The sequence below is a fragment of the Mesotoga infera genome, from assembly GCF_900157305.1.
Taxonomy (GTDB): domain Bacteria; phylum Thermotogota; class Thermotogae; order Petrotogales; family Kosmotogaceae; genus Mesotoga; species Mesotoga infera.
In genome coordinates, this window is the sequence record NZ_LS974202.1 from 1243722 (window position 1) to 1270527 (window position 26806).

A 26806-nucleotide genomic window follows, 5' to 3' on the forward strand; every position below is an offset into this window, starting at 1 on the left:
GCACTTAAACTTATGATAATTATAGATATGATGAGATTAATTGGTTTAATGACATTTGATATGTCTTGAGATCCTATTATATCTGATATTTGAACATGAATATCATCGCTTTCAGAGGGTATAGTACTTTTAGAGATGTAAGCGTTTACATAAAAGGAGTGTTTTCTCATGGCGGCCAAGCTTTCAGATGTGGCAAAACTTGCGGGAGTCTCCACGGCCACTGTCTCCAGAGTCTTGAACGGTAGCGGGTATGTCTCGAAAAAAGCCAGAGAGAAGGTTGTTAGCGCGGTTGACGAACTCGAATACAGGCCTTCCAGGGTCGCGAGTTACCTGGCCAGCAAAAAACTGGATTTCGATATAGGCGTTCTTGCAGGAAAAAAGGTCTCTAAAATTCTCCGGGACAGTTCCGACCAGTTTTACACCATAGTATTCAAAGGGATTCAGGAGTTCTGTGAAGCCAACAATATGAATTACAGTCTCTTCACGGTTGAGGAGTTCCCGGGGGATCTTGACGGGTACCTTCTTGTGGGAGGAGAGATAAACGAGGAGAACGTTAAAAAGAGCAAGGCTACTGGAAAACCGGTCGTGCTGGTCGATCAATATCTGGCCGGGGTGAAAGTCGATTGCATAGTCTCCGATGGCTACGACGGGGCCGTTTACGGTATAAAGAAGCTCCTCTCGGGCGGATTGAAAAGGATAGTGAACATCCACGGTCCGCTCTCGCACTTCGGCTTCAAGGATCGTTACGACGGATACGTCGCGGCCATGGAATCGGCCGGTTATCTGCCCAGATCCTTCGAGTACGACGAGGACAACGACAACATGGGAGCGATCATAGATCTGATGCTTTCGAGATACGGACTCCCCGACGCCGTCTTCGGCTGTAACGACACGGCCGCGATAAGGGCGATGGAGGAGTTAAAGGCGCGTAATATAGGGATACCGGAAGATGTATCTGTCATGGGTTTCGACGACATAGTGAACGCGGCCGTGTCATCGCCGGCCCTTACGACCTTCAAGATATTCAAGCGAGAAATGGGCGTGGCGGCAGCGAGGAGGCTTCTGAATCTCTTGATGAACAGCGAGCCACACCCGATGAAGATATCGCTATTCACCGAGTTCGTAAGACGTGAGAGTACAACCGTGTAAAGGAGGTAATTACAGTGAAGAAGAGCATTTTCTTGATGTTGATTGTCTGCCTTTCGATCGCCGCGATCGGTGTCGAGTTGGTATTCTGGACCGCCCCTAATCCGCTTCAGGAGAAGTTCTGGAAAGAGACCGTCGCCGAGTGGAACGCCAACAACCCCGATATCCAGATCAAGTGGTCAACGATACCCGCTGCCGGGAGCTCCGAGGAAGCTATTTTGACGGCAATAGCTTCGGGCAGGATACCGGACATTTCCACCAATATCTTCTCGGGCTTTGCGGCCCAGCTTATAGAGGCCGACGTACTCGTGCCGCTGGATTCATTTCCGGATTTCTGGGATCTGGTGGATGCGAGAAAGATGAGACCTATCGTCGAGAAGTGGAAGTTTGGAAAGAATTACTATGTCTTTCCGATCTACTCCAACCCCATAATGATGTGGTGGAGAATGGACATACTCAGGGAACTGGGTTACGACAAGCCACCCAGAACATATTCAGAGATATACGAAATCAGTTCTAAGTATTCCATACCGAACGAGAGGTTCGGGACCCTCGTCGTGATGGGAAGGAACTGGTACGACCGCTGGTTCGACTTCATCACGTACTACTACGCGGCCAGCGGCGGGAAGCCGTACCTCGATGTCGAGAAGGCCAGAGCGCTCTTCAACAACGATGCAGGCAAGGAAGTGGTCGGCTTCATAGACAAAATGTTCCGCAACAACTGGACGGCCGTCGATCTCGGTTCCAATCCCTTCTACACGGGGGTCGTGCTCGGCGGCATCTTCGGTCCCTGGGAGATCAACCAGGCTAAAAGCCTCTTCCCCGACGTTTTCGACGATATAGTAATAACACCGCCGCCCGTTCCCGACAGTTATCCGGCCGATGAACCGATCTACACCTTCGCCGATACCAAGGGTCTGGTGATGTTCGCTACCTCCAAGCACAAGGAGGCCGCCTGGAAGTTCATAAAGTGGGTCTATTCAGACATAGAGAAGGACCGCAGATGGATGGAGACCACCAATCTACCGCCCGCCAGGGAGGACCTGCTGACTAACCCGATCTTCAAAGAGTATATGGACGGCAATCCCTACTTCGCGGCCTACGCGAGCCACGTGGCCTATGCGGTGCCGCCTGCGCTGACCACCAAGACCGTAGAGGTTCAGGATATAATGACGACGTTCCTGATTGAGACGATAATGTACGGAAAATCCGATCCGTTGAGCGCTCTGAGCGATTCGTCCAGCAGAGTGAGGAAGGAGCTGTTCTGATTCTATCATTAGCGGGTGATTGGCAGTGAAGAAAAGACTGAAAACGGTCGAGGCGATAAAGGGCTGGTCGCTCTCGGGGATGTATCTGGTCTATACGGCGATCTTCTGGGGCTACCCCTTCGTCTGGCTGATAATACTGGCGCTGTCGAAATGGAATTTTCTTACGCCCCGAAGGTTCATCTGGTTCGACAATTTCATAAAGCTTTTTCAGGACGAGCTGTTCTGGAGAGTCTTTATAAACACCTTCAATTTCATGCTTTACTTCATCCCCATAGTGATAAGTTTCTCGCTGCTCTTCGCGCTGGGCCTGAAAAGGGTGAAACTCTTCAGAACGTTTTTCATACTGGCCTTTCTCGTTGCCAACGTGTCTTCCGGTGTATCGTACTCGATTATCTTCCAGAAACTCTTCGCGGTGAACGGGCCGTTGAACGATCTGACGAGAGCCCTCTTCGGCGTTACGATCCCCTGGTTCAGCAGCCCGCAACTGGCAACGCTCTCGATCGCCATTATGGTCACATGGAAGTTCATAGGCTACTACGGGTTGATCTTCTTCTCGGGGCTGCAGGCTATTCCCCAGTCTCTGTACGAGGCCGCCGAGCTGGACGGAGCGGGGAAGTGGACGAAGTTCTTCAAGATCACCGTTCCGCTCCTGAATCCTTCGATAGTGATGGTTCTGGTACTCTCGTTAACCCTCACCTTCGGGATATTCACCGAGCCCTTCCTGATAACCGGCGGGGGTCCTATGAGAACGACTTACACTTTCCAGATGTTGATCTACTCGACAGCCTTCCAGAAGATCAATCCGGGGTACGCCTCCTCGCTCGCGATCGTTGTGGCGCTACTGAGCTACGGCTGCGTACTCCTGACCAGAAAGTTGGTCGAGAGGGAGGTGGAACTGGCATGAAGAAATTCTGGCAGATAGCGCTTTATGTATTTCTCTTTGTTGCCTCGATCCTCTGGATCTATCCCTATATATGGATGGTGCTTGCCTCTTTCAAGCCGGCGAACGAGATCTACGGACAGTTTCTGCCCAGCAGGCTCACGCTGGAGCATTACAGGTTCATTCTGCAGGCCGCCGACCAGATGGATCGTCCCTTCATGCTGGCCCTGGGAAACTCTATACTCATCTCGGTTACCGTTACGCTGGGAGTACTGGTGACATCGGCGCTGGTGGGATTCGCCCTGTCCAGGCTGCAGTTCAAGGGGAGGAACATGATCTTCAACTTCATAATCTTCCAGATGATCTTCCCCGGCTTCATGTTCGTTGTGCCGCTGTACGTGCTCATAAAGAATCTGGGTTTGATAGACACAAGGACGGCCGTCGTCTTGCCTTCGCTCGTTTCAGCCTGGGGCGTCTTCATGTTCACCCAGTCCTTCAGGGCCGTTCCAGGCGAGTATCTGGAGGCGGCGAAGATGGACGGGGCCAACGATCTCTGGATAATCGCCAGGGTGCTGGTTCCCCTCACCAGTTCCACCGCCTCGATAGTGGGGCTTTTCACCTTCATCGGTATATGGGACAATTTTATGTGGCCGTTGATAATCGTGAGCGATTACTCGAAGATGCCGCTATCGGTTTTATTGGCCAGCTTCAACATGCAGTACGGCAGCTACCTCGGGCCAGTGCTGGCCGGCTCGGTCCTGCAAACTATGCCGATGGTCATTATATTTCTGGTATTCAGAAAATACTTCCTGCAGGGAATATCTATGTCATTGAAATAGGGAGTGATGATTGTGCTGAAACTCGAAAGACACCCGCTTAATCCTCTGCTTTCGCCGATTTCTCATCACCACTGGGAATCGAGGTTCGTCTTCAACTGCGCCGTGATAAAGCGCAAGGGGCTGTTTCACATGATGTACAGGGCCCAGGGCGAGGACATGGTCTCAAGGATGGGATACGCCGTATCGACCGACGGGGTTCGCTTCAACAGGATGGAAAACCCCGTCTTCACACCGGCCAGCCAGTGGGAGCTTTACGGCGTGGAAGATCCCAGGCTGACGGAACTGGAGGGCCGGATCTATATGCAGTACACGGCCTACTCTCCACGAGGGGTCAGGATTTCCATGGCTTCGACGGAGAACTTCTTTCAATGGGAAAGGCACGGTGTGATAATACCGGACGTGGACAACAAAGACGCCGCGCTATTTCCAGAAAAGATCGCCGAAAGGTACGTTATGTTCCACAGAATAGAACCGGACATGTATCTCGCATTTTCGGAGGATTTAAGAAAGTGGACCGACTTCGTGTCTATTGCCGGACCAAGAAAAGACGGCTGGGATAACCTCAAGATAGGCGTAGGCGCTCCGCCAATAAAGACGGAGTTCGGCTGGCTCGTGCTTTACCACGGTGTGGAAAACACACCCCGGCCGACGTACAGACTCGGTTTCATGTTGCTCGATCTGGAAAATCCGCGCAAAGTTCTTAAGCGTTCGCAAGAACCTATCCTCGAACCGGAAGAGGAGTGGGAGGTCTTCGGCGGCGTTCCAAACGTGGTCTTTTCCGACGCCATGGTCGAGCACGAAGGCAAATACTATATCTATTACGGCGCGGCAGATAATCACATAGCGCTGGCCACGATAGAAAAAGAGAAAGTCTTCGACTGGATCGGGAGGTGATGTTTTGAAGTTTTTTTTGACTCTGGTGGCGATGCTCCTGTGCGTGGCTGCGCTTGGGGTCTCGATCAGGTTCGACGACCTTTACAGAGTCGAAAGATACTCGGATCTGCCCCTTCTGATGCCACAGGGTATAGGCTGGGAGAGCAAGGCCGTCTTCAACCCGACGGCGATAGTAGTCGATTCAATCGTGCATATGTTCTACAGATCGGAGGATTGGTCCGGTGTCGGCAGGTGGAACGGGACATCGCGCATAGGCAAGGCCACTTCGAGCGACGGCTTCGATTTCACCAGAGAGGCCTCACCGGCGATTGAGCCGACCGAAACCTACGAACTGCCCGGCGGCTGTGAGGATCCGCGAATAGTCAGGGTAGATGATCTGTATATAATGACTTACACGGGCTACGACGGAGGAAAGGCCAGACTCTGTATCGCGACGTCTCACGACCTTGCGACCTGGGAGAAACTGGGGCCGGTTTTCAGCAACGATACATGGTCGAAGTCAGGGGCGATCGTGCCTGCAAAGATAAACGGAAACTATTATATGTATTTCGGCGACTCGTCTATAAAACTGGCCTATTCGAAGGATCTGAAAAACTGGACCGTCTATCCCAGGCCCGTGCTGGAGCCGAGGCAGGACAAGTTCGACAGCAGGCTTGTAGAACCGGGGCCGGCGCCGCTGATAACAGAAGAAGGTATCCTGCTCATCTACAACAGCGCCGACTTCTCCACTATATACAGGCCGGGGGCAGCTCTGTTCGCCATAGACAATCCGAGAAACCTTCTCAAGAGAACCGATGTGTCGCTGATGGAACCGGAACTGTCCTGGGAAAAGCTGGGACAGGTGCCGAACGTTATCTTCATAGAGGGCGCAGTGGTGGTAGGAAATAGACTGATCCTCTATTACGGCGCCGCGGACACATATATAGGAGCGGCGGTGGTAGGACTGGCGTGGTAGGTTGTTGGTAAGAGCGAGACGCCACGCCCATCCTGTCATCCCGTAGTGCTTCTATATTGTCATCCCGGGCTCCGACCCGGGATCCACTCCTTAGAAAACCGTGATTCTGAGTCAAGCTCAGAATGACGGGAAGGGAGTAAGACTGTCATCCCGTGGTGCGCCAATCCTGTCATCCCGTAATGCTCCTATACGGGATCTCGCTCTTTTGCTCTTTCGAAGGACCAGGATGCCGGATCAGGTCCGGCATGACAGGAAGGGGGAAAGACCGCGAAAATGGGGACTGACGGGCTCCTGACGTCTGTCCCCGTTTTTCGCGAAGAACGGGATCCTGACTTGGAGCATGCCAGGATGACCCGAAGGGATTGTCATCCCTGGCTCCGACCCGGGATCCACTCCTTAGAAAACCGTGATTCTGAGTCAAGCTCAGAATGACAGGAAGGGAGTAAGACTGTCATCCCGTGGTGCGCCAATCCTGTCATCCCGTAATGCTCCTATACGGGATCTCGCTCTTTTGCTCTTACGAAGGACCGGAGATGCCGGATCAGGTTCGGCATGACAGGAAGGAGGAAAGGACGGGTTTTCTCTCCTCTCTCCACCTCTCGAATCTTTTACCAAGAACCTGGACGCGCAGCGTCGGAACGAGGAACCTGGGCGCAACGCGCCGGAACCGCTCTTTCCGCTCTCCACAAGCACAGTCTCTATTTGTTCCCCTTCTCGTAAGAAGTAGGTCCTTCAGACCAGTCCGTGCGATCCAACCAGTCTTGAGGATACCCGACAGGCTGAGCCATCTTCCCCTTTTCATTTATGAATCCATCGTTATATCTAACTATCAGGTACTCGGAAAAAGCCCACCACGCCTTGACGATTTCATCGAAATTGCCCGCGCAGAACTCCGTCAGATATTTTACGGCTTTCTCCGGCCTGGTAGAAATGATCCCGGCAACATACGACTCAACTTCTTGAAGACGACTCAGGGAAAGCGTTTCGTACTTTTCTTGCATCAATTTGATATCTTCATGCATATAACTGTATTTCAGGCCTGCCCAGTTCGAAACGAAGTTGAAAGCCCACCATGCGCTGTCCCTGCTGAACTTTGAGGTATCACAGACCTGCAAGGAATACGGGAGGGCGTTTACTCCTGCATAGAATGGGATGAAACAGGTGTCGGCCGGTTTGTCGAGCCCTATCCACATCAATCCTCCCAGCTGATCGGGAAGCCAGTCCCTTCCCTGACAGACGTAAGTGTATCCACAGTATGTTACCGAAATCGGCCTTTCCCAGGCCCCTCCCAGCTCACGGGAAGGGTCGCCAACGTCGCCCTGTCCATCGTACGGACCGTAAAATCTATCGGGATAACCGAACGGCCCGGCGGCTATTCCTTTTGTGAGGTCAAACTCCGTTCCTTCGTAGTGGTCTCTATAAAGGTTCATCACGTCTCTCACCGTGAGCTTTTTGTCCGGTTTTATCGAAAAGGGGTACTCTCGAGTGAATCCATCTTCTACCCATGGAGAGAGGTCCATCCCCGGGGCGATAAGAGAAAACAGGCGCCACACTCTTCGCAGGGAGTAATAGGGATGGTTGTACTCGCCGAGGCTGACGGTCCTTAGCCAGTCGAGGAGGCCATCTTCCGGCTTCCACCAGCCGTACTTCTCTGCGACTTCGTGAAGCGTCTTTCCGAAGAGAATGTCGGGGTCCTCGGGATCGATCTCCCTTATTCGGAACTGGTTGGCGGCTACAAATACCTCTCCGTCCGGTACTCTTTTTGCCACCCATAATCCCCCCGTGCCTTCCGGAGACGGAGCCATCTCAATTATCCACGCTTCGTTGGGATCGGCAACCGGGAGCGTCTCGCCCGTACCGTAATATCCATATTCCTCGATCAGGAAACCAATGAGCTCAACCGCCTCGCGGGCGGTCTTGCAACGCTCCAGGGCGACACGCGATAACTCGGAGGAATAGAATATCCTTCTACCCGGCTCGGGTCCGATCTGAATCTTTGCTCCATCGGTACATTCGCCAAACATCAACTGATGCTCGTTCATGATTCCGTACGATCCGTCGAAGTACGCGTAAGTATGTGGAACCTGTGGAATCATGCCGATAGGTATCGACGGAAGGTATTCTTTGGTGTTGTAGGCCGGAGCCCTTGAAGACACGATTCTCGGATAGATGAAGCTGTTGTACTGGGGGAACTCACCCACGGCGACTGCCGTGCAGTACACCGGCCTTAACGAGCCCGGTTCATGATCCTGTGCAGGCACATAGATGATTCTTTGATCGGAAAGATCATTATCGTCCGAATGGGCAACAATCATCGATCCATCGGCGCTCGCGCCCTTTGTCACAATTAACGTGGTACATGCAAAAGAAGTTGCAGCCATAAGAAGAAGAATCACGGCGCATACTGTACGAGCTTTCAAGTCATTCACCTCGCTTGGTTTGAAAGATATTTAATTCCCGACCAGTGACCAAAATCTAAATACACTCCCCAGGCGCAAGATCACATAACCAAATTGACGACTCTTTATCGAAGAGCGCCTCGAGCCGAAAATAATGCAGACAATTCTCTTTCCGTCTCGATTTTCGCTGAACATCTCTTCCCGCCGGTGGGGTTGGTTTTCTAGACTGCCCTGCATGCTCTTATCGCTGTTATTTATCTGGACTGAAGTGGATCACCTTGTCCATAAGTATCTCTTCATATGACGGCCCTACACCGGTCTCAGGATTCACATAAGCTCTGAACGCTATTCTCAGGCTATTGTAGGTAACCCTCTCAGAAGTAGGTTCTGGAATCACCAGACAGTAATCCTCATCATCCGGGTTTGACCTGGCGACTTTCCAGACATAGAAATACTTCGCGTTGGGATCGTCGGGCAGAAATCTCTCCGCGCTTCCAACAAGGCCTAGTTTGCTCTCGGCACTATGCTCGCTATGAACACTCGCGAATCCGTAGAGAATCCTTGACTCGACCGGCAGAAGATCCTCTACGAGATCGTTTGTATAAATAGTGAAATTCGAGTAAGTTGATTTTCCCGTGAGCGAGTGTACCGGACCAAAGACTATGGCGAAGTCATCGGGATCATCTCCCAGCGAGAAGGGATCGGTCCAGATATACACAGTGTCCCTGCTGTCTCCAAGAACGTCAGTGACGTTCTGAATAGCCATGTAACTGATCTCCACGGCCCTTTGAGTGCGAAGAGCATCGGCTTTGAGATTCGAGTACTCTTCAAGTATCGCTGCCTCCAGTTTGTCCATAGTTGGCTTTAGATCGAGTTCAGAATAATCACCCGTGTCTCTTGGAATCATGCTCGGCGTCGGGAATGGATCGGGTTCGATCGGTCTGGTGGGTGTGACACGCAAGACCCAACCTCGATAATTATGACTGTAAGGGGGTTTCACGACTAGTTTGCCATCCACTATAATGGGAGGATCCTGCACGTAGGTCTTGTCTTGGGGATTCTTGAACAACGCCAGGCGAATCACAGTTAGTAACTCATCGCAGTTCTGCTCAAGCCCCAGTTTCAGCATGCTTGAAGGAATAGGTTCGGTGTTGATCAGGCTCTGAGTGAAGCCCACTTTTGCCGCTGCGGCTCTCACGATCGCGTCTGTATTCTTATCGGGAGTGGATATGATCATCGTTGGAGCGTTGAAGACCGTTCCCTTTGTCTCGGGTAGGATCGATTCGCCCGTTTTGATCCTTGTCAAATTGATCGTGTCGCCTACACTTGCCAGGACGCGTTGCCGGCTGCTTTGACCGGGCAGATACTTGGACATAACAAACGTGACATAGCTGAAGTAAGTGACCTCGGGTGGAGTCCAGCCAATGAAGATAATCGCCTCGTCTTCCCTCAACCTGAAGGTGAATGGCAAGGTGTTTGGAACTGTCTGCCCGGGTGCCGGCGGCAAGAAGTATGCCAAGTAAGGATTTGAAGCGTTGTTTCCATAACAGCTCGGGATAAGGTAATTAGAAAAGAGTTCTAGCAGATCCCAAGTGTAAACCACACCCTGTTGAACGATAAAACCGTCTTCCTCGAGCTCTGAGATGAAGCTGTTAACATTCTCTTCAGTGAAGTAAGGGTCCAGCGAAAACAATGAGGCAGCAAGAAATAGCAGTAGAAGCGTTGCAAAACGTTTCATTCTCGGTTCCCCCCTGGGTTCCATTTACCCACATTAGTGATCTTCCCTGCGCTCTTTTTGAGAGTCAAGAACCACTTTCACATTTTGTGAACCATCACCGGGTTTCGCTTCTGCAACGCCCTTTGAGAAAACTATTAAATCAAGGGGAGAGGGAATTTGTAAAAAACCTCGCCCGTAAACGTGTTATTTCCCGCAGCCGGATATATTCGACTCCCTCTCAACTAATTCAGCATGATAGAAAAACAACGATTCAAAGACCAAGTACAGGGTAAATCCCGGTAAATTATAACACCCCCCTCTTTGAAACCAAACGTTCGCTGGAGGTGTGTTCACGTCAGACTGTCTATCCTCTCGAGGTATCTCACGATCTCTTCGATCGAAAAATACCTGCTCCACCTGTTACATTCCCGGCCTTCCAGAAGGATCAACACCGTAGGAACGGTGAAAACAGAATACTCCCCGGCCGTTTCGGGGTACTTCTCCGTATCGATACTCACGAACTCCCACTGCGGGAAGTCAACCTCCAAACTCTCGAGCTTTCTTTTCACGGCGGCACAGACACCACAGCCGTTGCTGAAAAAAACCACCAGCGTCTTCCCTCCGTGTCCTCTGAGCGCCCCGAATGTGAGCTCCTTCAAGTTCTCACCTCCCGTTAGTATTATAATTGAACAAAAGAGATCGGACTTAGGGGGAGAGTCTTTGGAAAGCACCACGGCGGTTCTCGTACCGGTTTTCAAAATTTGCGGCGATGACCATCTTGTCCTCACCAGAAGATCGCGAAAGATAAGCCATCCCGGCCAGATAAGCTTCCCCGGCGGTCACCGCGAGGACGGCGAAACGCTGCTCGAATGTGCGGTGAGGGAGATGGAAGAAGAGATAGGCGCCTCTCCGTCACGTCTCGAAGAGGTCTGTCCGCTGGGCGTTACAACGACGGTCACGTCCGGCAAGGTGATCGTTCCCTTCATCGGATTCATCGATCGCCCCTTCTTCAGATTGAACAGATCGGAGGTTGAAGATCTTGTCTTTCTGTCCATACCGGCGCTGAAGTACGTATCGTCCGAACCTATCGTCATGCCGAGCGGAAAGGTGACGATCAGGTACAGGTTCCCCGGCTTCATAGTCTGGGGGGCGACGGCGCGGATAATCGAGAGCTCGTTGGACAGGATAGTCGAACTCATAGACCTGCGGAACAGGGGGATGTCGCTCTGTAACAATGGATTTATTGAAAATAAAAAGGAGTGAAGAGATGCTTGATTTCGTATTCAGCAACGCAACCAAAATAATCTTCGGGAGAGGAACGGAAATGAAAACCGGCCAGGAGATATCGCGCTACGGCAAGAAGGTTTTGCTTCATTACGGCGGCGGGAGCATAAAGAAATCCGGTCTGTACGACAGAATAGTCGAGAGCCTTCGCAAAGCCGGTGTCGAGGCGATAGAGCTTGGCGGGGTGATGCCCAACCCGAGGCTTTCACTCGTCAGGGAAGGAATAGAACTGTGCAGAAAACACGGGATCGGCTCCATTCTTGCGGTGGGTGGCGGAAGCGTCATCGATTCGGCCAAAGCGATAGGCATAGGCGTTCCCTACACGGGAGACGTCTGGGATTTCTATTCTACCGGCAGGAAGGTCGAGGAGATGCTTCCGCTGGGAGTCGTTCTGACGATACCGGCGGCCGGCAGCGAATCGAGCGGCGGTTCGGTAATTACCAACGAAGACGGCCTTTACAAGCGCTCCGCAAACAGTGTCAACATGCGACCGAAATTCGCGATCATGAACCCCGAACTGACCTTCACCCTGCCGCCTTACCAGACGGCAGTCGGCGCTGTTGACATAATGTCGCACGTAATGGAAAGGTACTTCACCAACGTCAAAAACGTTGACTTCACCGATAGATTGTGCGAGGCAACGTTGAAAACGATGATAGTCAACACGCCGATCGTCCTGAAAGAACCCGACAATTACGAGGCCAGGGCCGAGATAATGTGGGCCTCGACGATAGCCCACAACGATCTTCTCGGGACCGGAAGGATCGGCGACTGGGCGACGCACGGCATAGAACACGAGTTGAGCGCCATCTACGACATAGCCCATGGCGGGGGACTGGCGATAATGTGGCCCGCGTGGATGAAGTATGTCTATAAGCACGATATAGAAAGGTTCGCGCAGTTCGCCTGCAGAGTCTGGAATGTGGAGCCGGATTTCAGGAACCCCGAAAAGACGGCCCTCGAGGGCATAGAGAGCCTGAAAGGCTTCTTCTTGAGCCTTGGCATTCCAGTAACGCTCACCGGCGCGGGTATTCCGTCGGACAGGTTCGAAGAAATGGCGCGAAAGGCCACCGAAAAAGGACCGCTGGGGAATTTCGTAAGACTCAAAAAAGAAGACGTGGAGAAGATTTACAGACTGGCGCTTTGAATCTGTATTGAGCGTTAGAAGCCGTGGCGAGTTGTGGGGGGCGCAAGAGCGCGAAAGTGAGCGAAAATAGGGACTGACGATTCTCCTGACGTCTGTCCCCGTTTTTCGCGAAGAACGGGATCCTGACTTGGAGCATGCCAGGATGACCCGAAGGGATTGTCATCCCGTAATGCTCCTATACGGGATCCCGCTCTTCCCGCTCTTCCCAGGGACGGCTATTCTGATTCCAATCTCCGATCTGATAAAATAAATTATAGTTGTTCTAAACAAGGAGGAATTATATGAAGCGATACTCTGTGGTTATGGCTTTCTTTGTACTGTCATGCACGTTGGTCTTCGCTCACATTCCCTCTTTCCTGAAAGCCGAGGATTTCTCAGGCGGCTCTTATTTCGTGGAAGATATCGATCTCTCGCAGATCTTTTATTACGAGTTCTCCGGAGAGGAGACGATCGTCTTCTCGTTCGAAGGTCTGCCAGGCAAGAACTTGCACATACTTTTCGGCGTGCCGGTGGGAGTTCCCGTAATGGAGACCACCTACTCCTTCAGACCGCGACTGGCCATATACAGGCCTGACGGCCAGCTGAAAGACGGCTTTGATTTCACGCAGACCGAGCCGGAGCTCATGTACGAATTCTTCGGAGACACCAATTCTTACAAGTATCTCGGCTACGACAGCCTAATGGAAGCGGAGGGAACTTACAGGATCGAGATCTCCTCGAGAGAGGCTGGAAGGGCGTGGATAACCTTCGGCTTGAGGGAAAGCTTCACGTTCAAACAGATCCTGATGCTGCCTGAGTGGATAAGACAGATAAGGGAGTTCCACTATATGAAGGGACTGGCCAGATGGGAGATTTACGGCCTCGCCGGACTCGGGATCCTCACGGCGGGAGTGATAGCGCTCATCGTGTTCCTCTGAAAGCGAAAGCGGCGGAAAGCGAAAACGGCCGATAGAAAATAGCAAAAGAGACGTCCTTTTCGACGTCTCTTTTTGTATTTTATCACGGATATTCTTTAAAGTCAACCGGTCTGGCGATTAACCGCGTGTAACTTATACATCCGGAAGCGCCTCGAAACGCCGTTTTTTGTACAGTTCCTATACCTGTGCCGGGTACACATCCAGAAAGCTCATGGGATATAATATATATTGAACGGTGTTGAAAATTTCGTATCGTAATTCTTTCTTAGTCATCTTATAGAACTGGCTGTTCGAACAATTGAACAGTTATATCGATCGAGTGCAGAGATACACTGAGTTTTTCACGCTCGACTAATCGAATCAACACGAAGGAGGTAGTGATTTGCAGAAACCAAAATACCTTACAAAGGTAGATTTGATCGAGGGGCTGAGCGAAGATCAGATCGAGCAGATGAAGGAAGTGACAGAGCGGTTCCCTTTCAGGGCCAACGACTATTACCTGAGCCTCATAGACTGGGACGACCCGAACGATCCCGTAAGAAGGATCATAATGCCGGATATCGAAGAGCTCGACGAGTGGGGGGAGATGGACGCCTCAAACGAGCATCTATACAGTGTCGTTCCGGGTCTGGAACACAAATACGAAGACACCGCCCTGCTGCTGGTTTCAAAGGTTTGTGGCAGCTTCTGTAGATTTTGCTTCAGGAAGAGGCTCTTCTCGACGGAAAACAGAGAAGTCGCCAGCGACGTCGGCCCCGGGATCGAGTACATAAGAAAGCACAGAGAGATAACCAACGTACTCCTCACCGGTGGAGATTCCCTGATCCTCTCAACCGACAAACTTTCCGACATAGTCGGGCGGCTTCGCGAGATCGAACATGTGGGAATCATAAGGTTTGGGAGCAAGATGGTGGCCTTCAACCCTTACAGGATAATCAACGATCCCGCGCTACCTGAGATGATCAGAAAGTACAGCACATGCGAGAAGAGGATTTATATCATGGCGCACTTCAATCATCCCAGAGAACTTACGGACGTCGCCTTGGAAGGATTGAACATTCTGAGAAATGCCGGCGCGGTCGTATGCAATCAGACTCCCATGATAAGGGGCGTTAACGACAACGTAGATACCATGGCCGAGCTCTTCAGGAAGCTGTCGTTCGCGGGAATCCCGCCCTACTACGTTTTCCAGTGCAGGCCGACCAGGGGCAACCACACCTACGCCGTGCCCGCGGAGGAGGGATACACGGTCTTCAAGAAGGCCATAGACAGGGTGTCCGGTCTGGCCAAACGAGCGAGGTTCGTTATGTCTCACGCGACGGGAAAGATAGAGTACGTGGGCATCGACGAAAACAAGATATACATGAAATACCACAGGGCGGCCGACCCGAGAAGGTACGATCTCTTCATGGCCTTCGACAGGAATCCCGACGCTTACTGGTTGGACGATTACGTCGATCCCGACTCACTGGTATAGAAAAGGCGGCCAAGGCCGTCTTTTCATAACCACTTCGTGCAGGCGATGGCGAGTTTCTTCCCGCCTGAAGTGACCCTGTGCAGACCGATTTTCAGGCCGTCCCGATCTTCGAAACCGCTTTCGATGAGCACTTCCTCTCCCTTCATCGATTCATGTTTGTACTGGATGCAGAGTTTCTTCAGCTCTTTGCTCTCGAAATCCCCGGGAACGGTCTGCATTATCCAGCGGACGTACGAGACGTTGTTGGCGTGACCGTTGGTGTCCAGATCCGACTGCCTCACTTTCAACACGTTTGAAAGATCGGGAAGCTCCAGCTCTGACAGGTCTTCGAATTCGAGCGGTTCGTTGAAGTCCTTCGACAGACCATAGACTTCGTAGTGCTTGTCGGCTATCCTCACAGGCCTGCGCTTTTGGGCATCGATGAGGATCCACTGGGATTTGCCATGCACTATGAGCGTTCCCGACTCGTCGATAACCTCGAAGCGCCTGTACGCGTAGAATTTATTCATAGAATGAGGAACCGTCCTCACCAGAAGCTTCTCCATGAAGGCCGGAAATCTCCGAATATCTATCTCCCAGCGAAGCAATAGCCACGCGTACCCGCTGAAACGCATCGTCTCGACATCGTGGCCGACTTCAACGCTTTGCAGGGTCACAACGTCGTTGAAATAGTCCATTATGGAGGCGATCGAAGCCTTCCAGTTTCCGTTCAGTTCGTAATACCTCACTCTGTATCTCTCTTCTGTGACGCGGGGATTCAAAAGAAAACCTCCAATTCTTTGCCGGACTTAAGCATATGAACGTGGTATGCTTTTATTAATTCAAATCTATCACGGTTTCGACGGGATGTCTTGAGAGGTATAGAAGATGCTGGCCTTCTGCGGAATAGACTGTTCAAACTGCCCGGTTTACAGGGCGACGATGACGAACGACGAGATCCTGAAGAGAGAGACGGCCGAGAAATGGGGCAGGGAGTTCGGCTTCGTTCTTGAAAAGAGCGAAATGACCTGCACCGGATGCCGGAGCGAGATACTCTTCAAACTGTGCTTCGACTGCCCTTTCAAGGAGTGCTGTTCGAAGAAGGGAATAGACAACTGCGGCCAGTGTGCCGAATATCCCTGTCAGACGCTGGAAAGGTTTCTTAGACCGATCCCCGAAGCCAGGGCGAACCTGGACGAAATCCATAGAAAGTTTCACGGAGGCACTTTATGAAAAAAACTCTCACCATATTAACTCTTCAAGCGATATTCGCCGCGATGATACTGGCGCTGACACTCGTTCCCGTGAGGGTCGAAACTGCCGGGGGTCCGAAGGACCTGACTTACGCCACCGAGTTCTTCGATCTCTGGAACGGGGTTCAGAATTACACACACGCGAAAGTGATCAACGTTGTCGATGGCGATACCCTTCTGGTGAGCATAGACGGCGTTGAAACCACCCTGAGGCTCATCGGGATCGATACGCCCGAGACGGTTCATCCCACCAAAGAAGTCGAGTTCTTCGGAATAGAGGCTTCGAATCTCGCCAAAGGCGTTCTCTCCGACAAAGAGATAATCATAAGCTACGACTGGAACCCCACGGACGTTTACGGAAGAACTCTGGCGTACGTTTGGCTGGAAGTCGAGTTCTACGGTTTCAAGCAATACGTCATGTACAATCTGCTCGGGGTCATCAACGGTTATGGACGGGCCTATCTGGCCTTCCCCTTCGACGAAAAACTTATGGATCTCTTCGCCCAGGCACAGGACATTCCGAGAACCCTCTCTCTCGGTCTCTGGAGCGAACCCGAGCAGGAAGAGGAAGAGATCTACTTCGACGGACCGGTTCAGATAGCTTATATAATGGCCGATTCTCTCGACGAATACGTGATGATATACAACATAGGCGACAAGCCAGTAAACCTGAAAGGCTGGCAGATACTGGCCGTCTCCAACGGCCAGAAATACACGTTCGATGACCTTATTCTAGAGCCGGGAATGGCGGTCCACGTTCACTCCGGTCCGCAGGCGAGCGTTAATGTATGGAAAAAAAGCTACATCTGGCGTAATAAAAAGGCCGAGGGCAGATTGTTCGATTCCTCCGGGAATCTTGTCTCGGTGTACTCTTATTGATGTTCTCCATCTGCGCGATGGATGAATTTTTCTGACGGAATTTAAGGATTAAGCAATCTATAAGAAAGTTAATCGATACTTCAACACAACGTATTATTAGCACAAATAAATTAGAATTGTTTTAGTTTATAACCCCCCTATCCCCCTTAGATAGGAACCCCATATAGTCCGGATCATCCGATCCGGCTTTTTTTATTTGTTTTGATCTATAATTATATGTAATCCTAACCAAATATCGGAGGTGCGCCCTTGAAATGGATTGACTTGAGAAGTGACACCGTGACGCTTCCGGGAGAAGAGATGCGCGCGGCCATGGCGAACGCCGAAGTCGGAGACGACGTTTACGGCGACGATCCCACCGTAAACCGTCTGGAAGAGATCGCCGCCCGACGCCTCGGAAAGGAAGCGGCCATCTTCGTTCCCTCGGGAACTTTCGGAAATCAACTCTCTATACTGACACATACTCTCAGAGGAGACGAGGTCATAATACCGGCCTCGAACCACATAATCGTTCATGAGGCCGGCGCTTCGGCCGTCATAGCCGGCGTCCAGATGAGAACGCTGGACTGCGACGACGGAATGCCCTCTGTCGATAGAATACTCAAAGCGATAAGGGGAGAGGACCTCCACTATCCCAGAACGGGATTGATCTGTCTGGAAAACGCGCATTCTAGTGGAAGGGTTCTCCCGATGGAATACATGAAAGAGGTGTATTCGATTGCCCGGGAGCGCGCGATTCCGGTTCATCTCGACGGAGCCAGAATATTCAACGCGGCCGTCTCTCTTGGAATAGATGCCAGAGAGATCGCCTCGAAAGCCGACAGCGTCATGTTCTGCCTCTCCAAAGGGCTTGGGGCGCCGATCGGCTCCATGCTGGTCGGAACGAAAGACTTCATCGCCAGAGCCCGGAAAGGGCGAAAAATCATGGGCGGAGCGATGCGACAGGCCGGGATCATAGCCGCGGCCGGGATCATAGCCATAGAGAAGATGATCGACCGGCTCGGCGAAGACCACGAAAATGCCCGGTATCTCGCGAAAAAACTCGGAGAAATCGAGGGCGTCGAAATCATGAGAGACAGACTGGACATAAACATGGTCTTCTTCAAACTCGACTCGGGCAGACCGAAGGCCATAGTCGAAGAGCTCCACAGGCAGGGAATAAAGATAAACCCGCCCGAGGGCGATGAATGGAGGCTGGTGACCAACCTCGACGTTTCACGCTCCGATCTCGAGACGTTCATCGATCGTTTCGCGAAGGCCATTAGATACCGCTGATCAGAAGAGCGGCCCTTGGAAGAGCGGGAAGAACCGTCCGGCGTCATCCAGGAGTATGGACACGTCCTTGGAGAACAGAAGAGCGGTTCCGGCGCGTTGCGCCCAAGTTCCTCGTTCCGACGCTGCGCGTCCAGGTTCTTGGTAAAAGACTCGAGAGGAAGAGAGAGAGGAGAGAAAACCCGTCCTTTCCTCCCTTCCCGTCATGCCGGACCCCGATCCGGCATCCCGTGCGCCCGGCATGGTACACAACTATAGGGTGAAAGACCCGAATGTGGGGAGTCAAAGAAGCATTAGCCAGAGGCAAGGGTGTCACTGGTAACGGTGAATCTGAAGGAAGCCCGAGGCAAAGTCCGGAACTGAACGAAAGTGAACCAGAGATGGCCGTTACAGAGGGTAACCCTGCGAGATAAGGGAAAGCCCTGACTCCAGCTGTAAAGGTTCGGATGGCAGGATTCGGATGAAAGTGGTGTATCTTACCCGGGGAAGTCCTCATGAGTCCGAAAGGGGTAACCGTTAGCAAGGAGGAGATCCAAGTTAAGGGAAAGCTCAGGAGGATGGCAGATGAACCCGTAGTAGTGAAGAACCTCTCCGAAAGGAGAAGGGACCTTGGCTATAAGCCAAGGGGGTGATGAGGAGGTCGAAAGGCTCCATCACTTGCGAAGGGGAAGGCAACAGAAACTGACAGTCCACAATTCCTCCCGATGCTTTTTCACATTTTCTACCGGCGTTTTTCTTATTTTACTGTTGATGTTGACAAGCACAAAGAAACTGAACAGAGTCCTCAGAAGGGCTGGATGGGAAGAGAAAGTCAATCTGAGAATGAACAAATGGCGCTCTTCTCACACAAAAGCAGTCAATTACGCCATTCCCAACAGGTTCTTTGAAGAGATGAACTTATTCGATATGACATCGTACTATCATCCCCTGTCGAAGTATCCGATACTCGATCCTGAGCCGTGTACGAGGCCCGTACGCACGGTTCTGTGAAAGGACGAGGGGCTCCGCCCCTCTCCTACTCGATCGCTCCTTTGAAAAAGCCCTCTCGTATAGTTTTTGATAACGATTAAGTGAATCTGTATAGAAGTTTCAGTCTCTCATCTCTTTGTAAATAACTAAGTGACCTTGTAGGCCTTGAATTCCTCCTTTCATTTCTGAGGCTCGTAAGCCAGGTTAACTCCTCTCTCGAGAAGTAATGTGATGTTTGTCATGTCTGTTCCGTCGGGTGTGAGATCCAGGAAGTTGAATGAGATATCCACATAGTCTCCTGAATCTATGCCAGTGTTATTCACTAGAGGTAGTATGTCCTGAATATCATTATTGCTTACACTCATCCACTGCAGGTTTTGAAGAGTTGCAAGAGGCGAGATATCGGCAATTTGATTACTTGAGCATTCGAGATGAGTGATTTGATTGAGAGATGCTAGTGGGCTCAAATCAGTTATCTGGTTTCCACCCATGAAGAGTGCGCTCAGGTTTGTCAGATACTGCAAAGGCTCAATGTTGGTGATCTGATTGCTGTAACCCCATATGCCTGTCAGGTAGCTGAGGTTCTGTAATGGACTCAAGTCGGCTACCAGATTATTCGAGAAGTCTAGACTATTAAGGTAAACCATACTTGCGAGTGTGGTTAGGTCGGTGATGTTGTTCTGATTCAGCCATATAGTTTGAATTTTCGTGTTCTCTCCAAGGAATAGTATATCGCTATTTTCTAGACCGAGCCCCACTAATGCAAGACTGTTGAGGTTTGGGATTTGGTTCACTACCGAGAGATTCGCGATGGGATTTCTTCCGGTGCTGAGGCCCTGCAGGTTTGGCAGCTGGGTGAGTATTGAGATGTCAGAGATGTTGTTTGTCTCTATGTTCAGGTACTCAAGTTTTGTGAGACTTGCGAGCGGAGAGATATCCGATATGTCGTTCTCGTTTATGTATAGAAATCTCAGATTGCTCAGATGTTCTATACCGGACAAATTCGAAATATTCCTCTGTTCGGCATGAAGCCCTTCAATTCCCAGCACTTCATTTGCGTAGATGGTTTCTCCTGGATCCTTTCCAATGTATTCGCAGACTACTTGCTTCAAGGCTTGATCTGGGAAGAAGACTTCCTCTCCGGATGTGAGAGTTGTGAAACTCCACACAGGACTCTCTGCAACGCCATCTCTTCCGTCTTTAGCCACGATTTTCCAGTAATACTTGCTTTCAGTCTTTAGCTGAACGTATTCTGAGATGCTTAGGGCATCGTAGTTATAATTCTCATGAATAAAGGCAAGAGAGTCGATATCGTTCGGATCACTCAAATACACTTCAAAAGAAAGAATATCTCCATCGTAATCAAAGCATCTCCAGCGAAGCGTTGAATTAAGCGAGATACCTGTGGCACCGTCAGTAGGGTCAGGATCGAATGGTGTAAGCGGAGGATAGTTTCCTGGATATTCAGGGTAAAAAGACCATATAGGACTTTCGAATGCATAGGTAATAGTTTCTCCGGGATGCAAAGGGTCTTCCATCGAGGGAAAGACCCTCCAATAGTAAACCGGATGTAGATTCAGAATGTGTTCCTGAGGAACTGCGACAGACGTAGCGTTCGTCGTAGTCTCAAAGACGATGAAACTGTCAAAATCATCCCTTGAGGTGCTGATTTGTACTGTGTAAATCAGCGTCTCTCCATCTGTGAAGGTCTCCCAGCTCAAAGTCGGAGTGAGCGAAACACCAGTACATCCGTCGCAAGGGAAAGGATCTCTCGGTTCACCGATAATGTCTGCTCTGAATATGAAATTGTATGTGTTGTTTGCCCTATCTTCCTGACTGCATTGGTAGTGATTGTATCTGCCAGAATCGTTCACATATAGCCAAGAATCATATTGTGTCAAGGGTATTGTTGCACCAACACTTGAATCATAACCAAAATCCTCAGGTGTCACCACACCTTGAATGCCAGTGTTTTCGGATCCATCGGGTTCTTTTCCGTGCATGAAGAAATAGAGCCGTCTGCTGGTCATGGCTGCTTCATACGGAGTCGCAAGCACGTAGCTCCCATCTCCCTGCATTCTGTACCATCTCCACGAGATTGACTTTAACTGTCCGTTAGGGTAAGCAGATGATTTTGACACTGCAAATATGAAACCTTCAAGGTAATCGTCTGGAGTCAGGAAGTCAAGATTGTCGAAATAGTAGACACTTTCATAATCATTTCCTAGTTCTAGGACGTAATCCCCGTTGAAGGGAGGAATCATCTCTCCCACTTCTTCCAACTGGAACCAGACTTCTCCCCAACCTGTCTCCCAGTGGAAAGGCTCCCAGTGGAAGCCCTCTTCACGTTCTCCACCAGGTACTTCTATCTGCCCCAACCCGTTTGGAAGCGTTAATCGTCCAGGAACTGAGGTCTCAACCATGGTTGGTAAACAAGAAGCATTCCTTAATCCAATCGCGTATCTAATCACAAAACGAGTAAACTCGTCAATTGGAATCTTAATTGGGTCTTCTATGTCATCGAAATCAATGTCCCCAGGATCGAACCATTTTGAATCCGTGACAATTGCAAACGTCCAATTCGTTTCAGGGTCTTCTTCCCTGTCATACAACCCGTTCTTGTTAATATCCGGGTTCAGGAATTTCTTAAGCGTTATGTCAAACATGCCGAAAGCCGCTAAGGTCTCGTATGAATGCCCAAGGAGATTGCACAGGTCCTGCCCAGTGATGAGCTCAGAAGTGAAAAGATCTCCATTTTGAATAAGATGACCCAGGTCTATTATGTCGTTTGCTGCATATGAAACCGGAAGAGTGTGAAGGCCAAGTTCGGCATCACCAATGAGTCCAAGAACATTAATCACTCCTCCTGATCTTTCAGTCACCCCAAAGACATACGTTCCGCCTTTGTCAAGCTGGACAGTATTAACGCCTTCGCTCAGAACTAAGCGACCGTAACAATCCTCCAAATCGATGTTTGTGTATACAAGAGAAAGCTCTGAATCTTCCTGCAAAGCAAAACCTGCTTGTGAAGGCTGGCCGATTGAGAACTTCAGAAGAAAACTCCCTTCTGGGACCACGATTTCAGATGTCGTGAAGCTCCATAAGGGCCCTTCTGTAGACGCTCCAAAACTATCCTTGGCTACTACTTTCCAGTAATATGTACTGGTATTCTGAAGGTCCGTTTCTAGCTCGAAATTATTCGTTTTGTGGTCCGCTGTCAGTTTGATGAAAACAGAGCTATCATTTGGTTCACTCAAATACACGTCATACGAGAGTTCTCCACCATCAGGGTCCTGGCAGTTCCAGTAGAGCGTAGGTCGTAGAGGTGTGTCGGTGGCACCATCGTAAGGAATAGGACTATCCGGTATCAGCGGTGGATTATTGATGAAATAGCCTGTTACTCGTATAACCGGATTGAGCATGAAAAAAGGATTTCTTCCGCCTCGCTTCATTAGCTTTATATCGAACTCATAGAAGACGTTTGTTAAGTCCTCCATCTGGAACGGATCGATCATCACGTTGATGTTGTTTCCTGAGACAGTGCAGGGATATTCAACATAGTCGATACTACATGTAGCGTCACCCGTAATAAGCTTTACTTTATAGAGGGTATCTCCGACTGATGCCCATATCTGCTTTAGGAAGTTATTCAGGCCATCAGTGAGTTCGATTGTTGATATTTCAAAATTGTCCAGAACTACCATACCTTTATTTGTTATGGCAGATACTTCAAGAACATCTACATATAAGAGTATATTGGAGTCGCTTGAAACTTGAAACTCACTTTCGGGAAGGTCACGTTTGAAGCATCCTGAAATTAATACCAATAATACCAACAGCATACACAGAAACAGTCTTCTCATACCCTGGTCCCTCCTCTTTCTAAGGAAAGAAAATGAGATGTATTACTAACCACAGTGTCTCTAGATATTTATCTGTATCAAACATGCAATATTTTGTATGTTTAGTGATACTCCAAGGTAATAACTGCAATAAGTATACTCCCAAATAATGGAGAAATATTCCAATCGATTGCACTATCACCACTAATCGTTATGTAAATCTTTCCGTCGAAACACAGGAATACTGAAATCCAGATCGATGATTTTCTGCCCTTTCGAAATCTGGCTTCTCATATCATAGTCGGCAAATCTGAAAGAGTGGAAATTGCTTGAAGCTAGACTCAATTTATGAACCTTGATTTAACAAAAGAACTGTCTCCATGAACAGCATCAGAAACCGCCCTTGGAAAGAGCGGGAAGAGGGGTTCCTCGTTCCGACGCTTCGTGCACGGGTTCAAGACAGATGAAAGCCCAGGATGCCGGATCAGGTCCGGCATGACGGGAGGGGAGTAAAGGCCGCGAAAATGGGGACTGACGATTCTCCTGACGTCTGTCCCCGTTTTTCGCGGCATGACAGGAAGGAGGAAGAACGTGATCTGGCTAGGAACATGCCAGAATGACATGAGGGGAGAGCCTGCCCTGAAACGCTCCCCCTCGTGTCATCCCGTAATGTTCCTATACGGGATCTCGCTCTTTAGTGACCCCATCCCGTCATCCCGGGCTCCGACCCGGGATCCACTCCTTAGAAAACCGTGATTCTGAGTCAAGCTCAGAATGACGGGAAGGGAGTAAGACTGTTATCCCGTGGTGTGCCCGTGGAGCCTGCCCTGAAATGATCCTATTCAGGGTTCCTATTCAGGGTCATCCCGTAATGATCCTATACGGGATCTCGCTCTTTTGCTCTTTCGAAGGAGCGGAGATGCCGGATCGGGTCCGGCATGACGTGAGGGAGGAAAGGACGGGTTTTCTCTCCTCTCTCTTCCTCTCGAGTCTTTTACCAAGAACCTGGACGCGCAGCGTCGGAACGAGGAACTTGGGCGCAACGCGCCGGAACCGCTCTTCCCAAGGACGGGTCCACGCTCCTGGACGAAGGACCAATGACGGCTCTTTTCGTTCTCTCCTCTCTCTCTTCCTCTCTCCTCTTCCCGAGTCTTTAACAGAGAACTTGGAGTGCGGAGAGTGGAGAGAAAGAGCGTCGAGAGTTCGTTTCGCTCAAGAGAAGGCGAGAGCGAAAGTGAGGACTGACGGGATCCTGATGTCCCATTTTCATAGGCTCGAAATAGAATCGAACATCCCCTAAGATTGAGTATAAGCTAGATTTCTTAACGTAAACACCTCTCTTTGCACTTATTCGGGAATGACAAACGTCTGTCAGGTTTACCCGTTAGCTACTAAGAATGTATAATGTTAACGTTAACTGTTAACGTTAACAGATATTTCTGGAGGTTTTTTAATTGAAAAGGGCCACGCTGCGTGAAGTTGCTTTGAAAGCCGGTACATCAATGATGACAGTCTCAAGGGTAATTAACGACAAAGAACCAGTCAGTCCCGAGACGAAAGCTAGGGTTCTAAAAGCGATAGAAGAGCTTCAGTATGAGCCTCATCAGGATGCTCGAAGTCTTCGTGGTGGCAAGACCGGTAGAATCGGTTTGATTGTCTCAGATATTAGAAATCCCTTCTATGCGCAAGTTGTCGGAGACATGGAGGATTTGGCAGAGTTAAATCGAATGGCAATAGTGGTAACAGATACAAGTCGCAAGCTTGCTCAAGAAAAGAAGGCAATAAAGTCATTGATGGACATTAGAGTTGATTCAATAGTTATTGCTCCAGAGGGGTACGAATCACAACATCTTCTTGAAGTCATAGATTCCGGAGTTGGACTTATTTCATTTGGAGTTCACTTTGACGATCCGAGAATCCCGGAGGTTTCGATTGATGAAGAGCAGGGTGCTTCTCAAGCAGGCAGATACCTTAGAGAGTGCGGAATAAAAAGTGTGCTGATATACATGGGTAATCCGCGAAAGCTAACCACACGCGGAAGGATAGACGGATTTATAAAGGGTTTTGGTCATGTTCCCGAAGATAGAATTACCTGCATGGAAGTTGACTGGAAGATTTCATGCGAAGCAGTTAGATCATTGAAGGAACTTCCGGAGGCCTTTTTTTGTTATAACGATATGATGGCTATGGGCGTTATCAAAGCTCTTATGGAAAGGAATATCGAAATCGGCAAAGATGTAAAGGTCATCGGGTATGACGATGTCTATATGGCGGAGATTGCAGGTCTTTCCACAATTAGAATTCCAATCAGACGGATGGTCGAAGATGCCTTCAAAATGATATTGAGTGGTAAATGGGAAAAAATCAAGTATGTTCCGGAGTTGATAATGCGCAAAAGCGCTCAAATAGGAGGTGACGGCAAGTGAAAAGGGTTTTTATGGTAATACTGCTTGTTTCTATGGCGTTGGTTGCTATGGGAGCACAGAAACTCGTGATTAACTCTTATATGTCCGATCCAGAACCGAAGAGAGTATTTGCTGAGCTGGTAGATCAGTTCAAAGAGCTCTATCCCGATTACGAAGTGACGGTGAACACTTTCTCACACGAAGACTTCAAGGTGCTTCTAAGGACGTGGTTAACGGCTTCGAATCCTCCCGATGTAGTAACATGGTTCGCAGGCGAGAGGATGCGCTATTTCGCAAGCAGGGATCTACTGGAACCAATAGGAGATATTTTTGAAAACGGTTTTGAAGCAGATTTTCCAAAGGCTTTTGTTAGTGCTTCCAGCTATGGCGACAAGATATACTTTGTACCACAGTCATGGTACTGGTGGGGTGTTTACTATCGAAAGTCAATATTCGAGAAGCTGGGAATAAGTGTACCTGTTACCTGGAAGCAGTTCCTTGACGTTTGCGAGACTCTTAAATCAAACGGAATTATCCCGATAACCATCGGAACGAAGTACCTCTGGACAGCGGCCGGTGTATTCGACTATCTGAATATGAGAGTCAACGGAATAGAATATGCTCTAAAGCTTACAAACGGAGAGATACCCTATAACGATGAGGGAATGAAGAATGTATTCGCTTATTGGAGACAGCTAGTAGACAAGAAGTATTTTCTTGACAACGCTACGTCATATACATGGCAGGAAGCAGCAAACTTCCTATTTACGGGAGAAGCGGCCATGTATCTTATGGGCCAGTTTATCAAGGATGTGGCACCCGAGAGCGTAAAGGAAGACCTGGACTTCTTCAGATTCCCCGTTATCGACGGTAATATTGGCCTTTACGAAGATACACCTATCGATGGCTTTATGATGCCGGCGAACGCAAAGAACAAAGAGGCAGGCAAGACCTTCCTGAAGTTCATAGCCTCCACCGAGGCTCAAGCATATTTCGCGTCTGAACTTGGAAGGCTCGCTGCAAACAAGCATGTTCCGGCTCCGGATGCTCACGCCCAGAAGGGTCTGGATATGATACTCGCTTCAGACGGAGTTATGCAGTTCTACGATCGAGACACCGATCCCGAGATGGCAAATGCCGGAATGAACGGCTTTGTTGAGTTCATGACCTTCCCGAACAGAATCGAGACCATCCTGAAAAACCTGGAAGCCGAGCGAAACAGGATCTATAAGTAATTTTCTCTAGTGTAGGGTGGGCGTTTTCTCGCCCACCCTATATTTTGTG

Annotated in this window: 22 protein-coding genes; 17 read left to right on the forward strand and 5 right to left on the reverse strand. The window is 49.9% G+C overall.

From position 1 onward, the window contains the following. Positions 1–168: 168 nt before the first annotated feature. Genes MESINF_RS05630 through MESINF_RS05655 form a run of 6 tightly spaced genes read left to right on the forward strand, consistent with a single transcriptional unit; the run spans position 169 to position 5982 of the window. Complete coding sequence (locus MESINF_RS05630; protein WP_169698920.1) at positions 169–1149, forward strand: LacI family DNA-binding transcriptional regulator; 981 nt, start codon at positions 169–171, stop codon at positions 1147–1149. Between the two features lie 14 nt (positions 1150–1163). Further along, positions 1164–2414 carry an extracellular solute-binding protein gene (locus MESINF_RS05635; RefSeq protein ID WP_169698921.1) on the forward strand — a complete coding sequence of 417 codons (1251 nt, stop codon included), beginning with the start codon at positions 1164–1166 and terminating at the stop codon, positions 2412–2414. A gap of 19 nt (positions 2415–2433) precedes the next feature. Continuing rightward, positions 2434–3318: a carbohydrate ABC transporter permease gene (locus MESINF_RS05640; RefSeq protein WP_197712711.1), complete on the forward strand. Its 885-nt coding sequence runs from the start codon at positions 2434–2436 to the stop codon at positions 3316–3318. Then, positions 3315–4133, forward strand: a complete 819-nt coding sequence (locus tag MESINF_RS05645) for a carbohydrate ABC transporter permease (RefSeq protein WP_169698922.1) — start codon at positions 3315–3317, stop codon at positions 4131–4133. The genes MESINF_RS05640 and MESINF_RS05645 overlap by 4 nt, the downstream gene beginning before the upstream one ends. 6 nt (positions 4134–4139) lie before the next feature. Further along, on the forward strand, positions 4140–5027 hold the full coding sequence (locus MESINF_RS05650; protein ID WP_231936881.1) for a glycoside hydrolase family 130 protein: 888 nt from the start codon (positions 4140–4142) through the stop codon (positions 5025–5027). A 4-nt stretch (positions 5028–5031) separates the two neighbouring features. Continuing rightward, entirely contained in the window at positions 5032–5982 is a 951-nt protein-coding gene (locus MESINF_RS05655; protein ID WP_169698923.1) for a glycoside hydrolase family 130 protein, read from the forward strand. 698 nt (positions 5983–6680) lie between these two features. Here the strand turns inward: MESINF_RS05655 and MESINF_RS05660 are convergent. The 3 genes from MESINF_RS05660 to MESINF_RS05670 form a co-directional block, all read right to left on the reverse strand. Further along, on the reverse strand, positions 6681–8363 hold the full coding sequence (locus MESINF_RS05660) for a dipeptidase (RefSeq protein ID WP_169700873.1): 1683 nt from the start codon (positions 8361–8363) through the stop codon (positions 6681–6683). A 268-nt stretch (positions 8364–8631) separates the two neighbouring features. After that, on the reverse strand, positions 8632–10119 hold the full coding sequence (locus MESINF_RS05665) for a hypothetical protein (protein ID WP_169698924.1): 1488 nt from the start codon (positions 10117–10119) through the stop codon (positions 8632–8634). A gap of 329 nt (positions 10120–10448) precedes the next feature. Then, a complete protein-coding gene (locus MESINF_RS05670) occupies positions 10449–10757 on the reverse strand; it encodes a thioredoxin family protein (RefSeq protein WP_169698925.1) in 309 nt (102 codons plus the stop codon). Positions 10758–10818: 61 nt separating this feature from the next. Here MESINF_RS05670 and MESINF_RS05675 point away from each other — a divergent pair, with 61 nt between their 5' ends. The 4 genes from MESINF_RS05675 (at position 10819) to MESINF_RS05690 (ending at position 14923) form a co-directional block, all read left to right on the forward strand. Beyond that, positions 10819–11361 carry an NUDIX hydrolase gene (locus MESINF_RS05675; RefSeq protein WP_169698926.1) on the forward strand — a complete coding sequence of 181 codons (543 nt, stop codon included), beginning with the start codon at positions 10819–10821 and terminating at the stop codon, positions 11359–11361. Between the two features lie 4 nt (positions 11362–11365). After that, entirely contained in the window at positions 11366–12529 is a 1164-nt protein-coding gene (locus MESINF_RS05680; protein WP_169698927.1) for an iron-containing alcohol dehydrogenase, read from the forward strand. Positions 12530–12810: 281 nt separating this feature from the next. Further along, positions 12811–13446 (forward strand): hypothetical protein, encoded by a 636-nt coding sequence (locus MESINF_RS05685; protein WP_231936883.1) that lies wholly within the window; start codon positions 12811–12813, stop codon positions 13444–13446. 382 nt (positions 13447–13828) lie between these two features. Next, a complete protein-coding gene (locus MESINF_RS05690) occupies positions 13829–14923 on the forward strand; it encodes a KamA family radical SAM protein (RefSeq protein WP_169698928.1) in 1095 nt (364 codons plus the stop codon). Positions 14924–14946: 23 nt separating this feature from the next. On the opposite strand, the gene MESINF_RS05695 is transcribed toward MESINF_RS05690, so the two are convergent. Further along, positions 14947–15684, reverse strand: a complete 738-nt coding sequence (locus MESINF_RS05695) for an acyl-[acyl-carrier-protein] thioesterase (RefSeq protein WP_169698929.1) — start codon at positions 15682–15684, stop codon at positions 14947–14949. A 106-nt stretch (positions 15685–15790) separates the two neighbouring features. Between MESINF_RS05695 and MESINF_RS05700 the strand changes: the two genes are divergently transcribed. From MESINF_RS05700 to MESINF_RS13665, 5 genes are all read left to right on the forward strand, one after another. Further along, positions 15791–16135, forward strand: a complete 345-nt coding sequence (locus MESINF_RS05700; protein WP_169698930.1) for a DUF3795 domain-containing protein — start codon at positions 15791–15793, stop codon at positions 16133–16135. Beyond that, positions 16132–17034 (forward strand): lamin tail domain-containing protein, encoded by a 903-nt coding sequence (locus tag MESINF_RS05705; RefSeq protein ID WP_169698931.1) that lies wholly within the window; start codon positions 16132–16134, stop codon positions 17032–17034. The genes MESINF_RS05700 and MESINF_RS05705 overlap by 4 nt, the downstream gene beginning before the upstream one ends. A 249-nt stretch (positions 17035–17283) precedes the next feature. Next, positions 17284–18309: a low-specificity L-threonine aldolase gene (ltaE, locus tag MESINF_RS05710; RefSeq protein WP_169698932.1), complete on the forward strand. Its 1026-nt coding sequence runs from the start codon at positions 17284–17286 to the stop codon at positions 18307–18309. 491 nt (positions 18310–18800) lie between these two features. After that, positions 18801–18938, forward strand: coding sequence for a hypothetical protein (locus MESINF_RS05715; RefSeq protein WP_169698557.1), 138 nt, complete (start codon positions 18801–18803; stop codon positions 18936–18938). Then, entirely contained in the window at positions 18916–19296 is a 381-nt protein-coding gene (locus tag MESINF_RS13665; protein WP_231936884.1) for a hypothetical protein, read from the forward strand. Before MESINF_RS05715 ends, MESINF_RS13665 begins: the two co-directional genes overlap by 23 nt. Positions 19297–19454: 158 nt before the next feature. On the opposite strand, the gene MESINF_RS05725 is transcribed toward MESINF_RS13665, so the two are convergent. Beyond that, complete coding sequence (locus tag MESINF_RS05725) at positions 19455–23138, reverse strand: leucine-rich repeat domain-containing protein (protein WP_169698933.1); 3684 nt, start codon at positions 23136–23138, stop codon at positions 19455–19457. A gap of 1433 nt (positions 23139–24571) precedes the next feature. On the opposite strand from MESINF_RS05725, the gene MESINF_RS05730 reads away from it, so the two are divergent. Both MESINF_RS05730 and MESINF_RS05735 read left to right on the forward strand, forming a co-directional pair. Continuing rightward, a complete protein-coding gene (locus MESINF_RS05730; RefSeq protein ID WP_169698934.1) occupies positions 24572–25543 on the forward strand; it encodes a LacI family DNA-binding transcriptional regulator in 972 nt (323 codons plus the stop codon). Further along, on the forward strand, positions 25540–26757 hold the full coding sequence (locus MESINF_RS05735) for an ABC transporter substrate-binding protein (RefSeq protein ID WP_169698935.1): 1218 nt from the start codon (positions 25540–25542) through the stop codon (positions 26755–26757). The genes MESINF_RS05730 and MESINF_RS05735 overlap by 4 nt, the downstream gene beginning before the upstream one ends. The last annotated feature ends 49 nt before the right edge of the window (positions 26758–26806 follow it).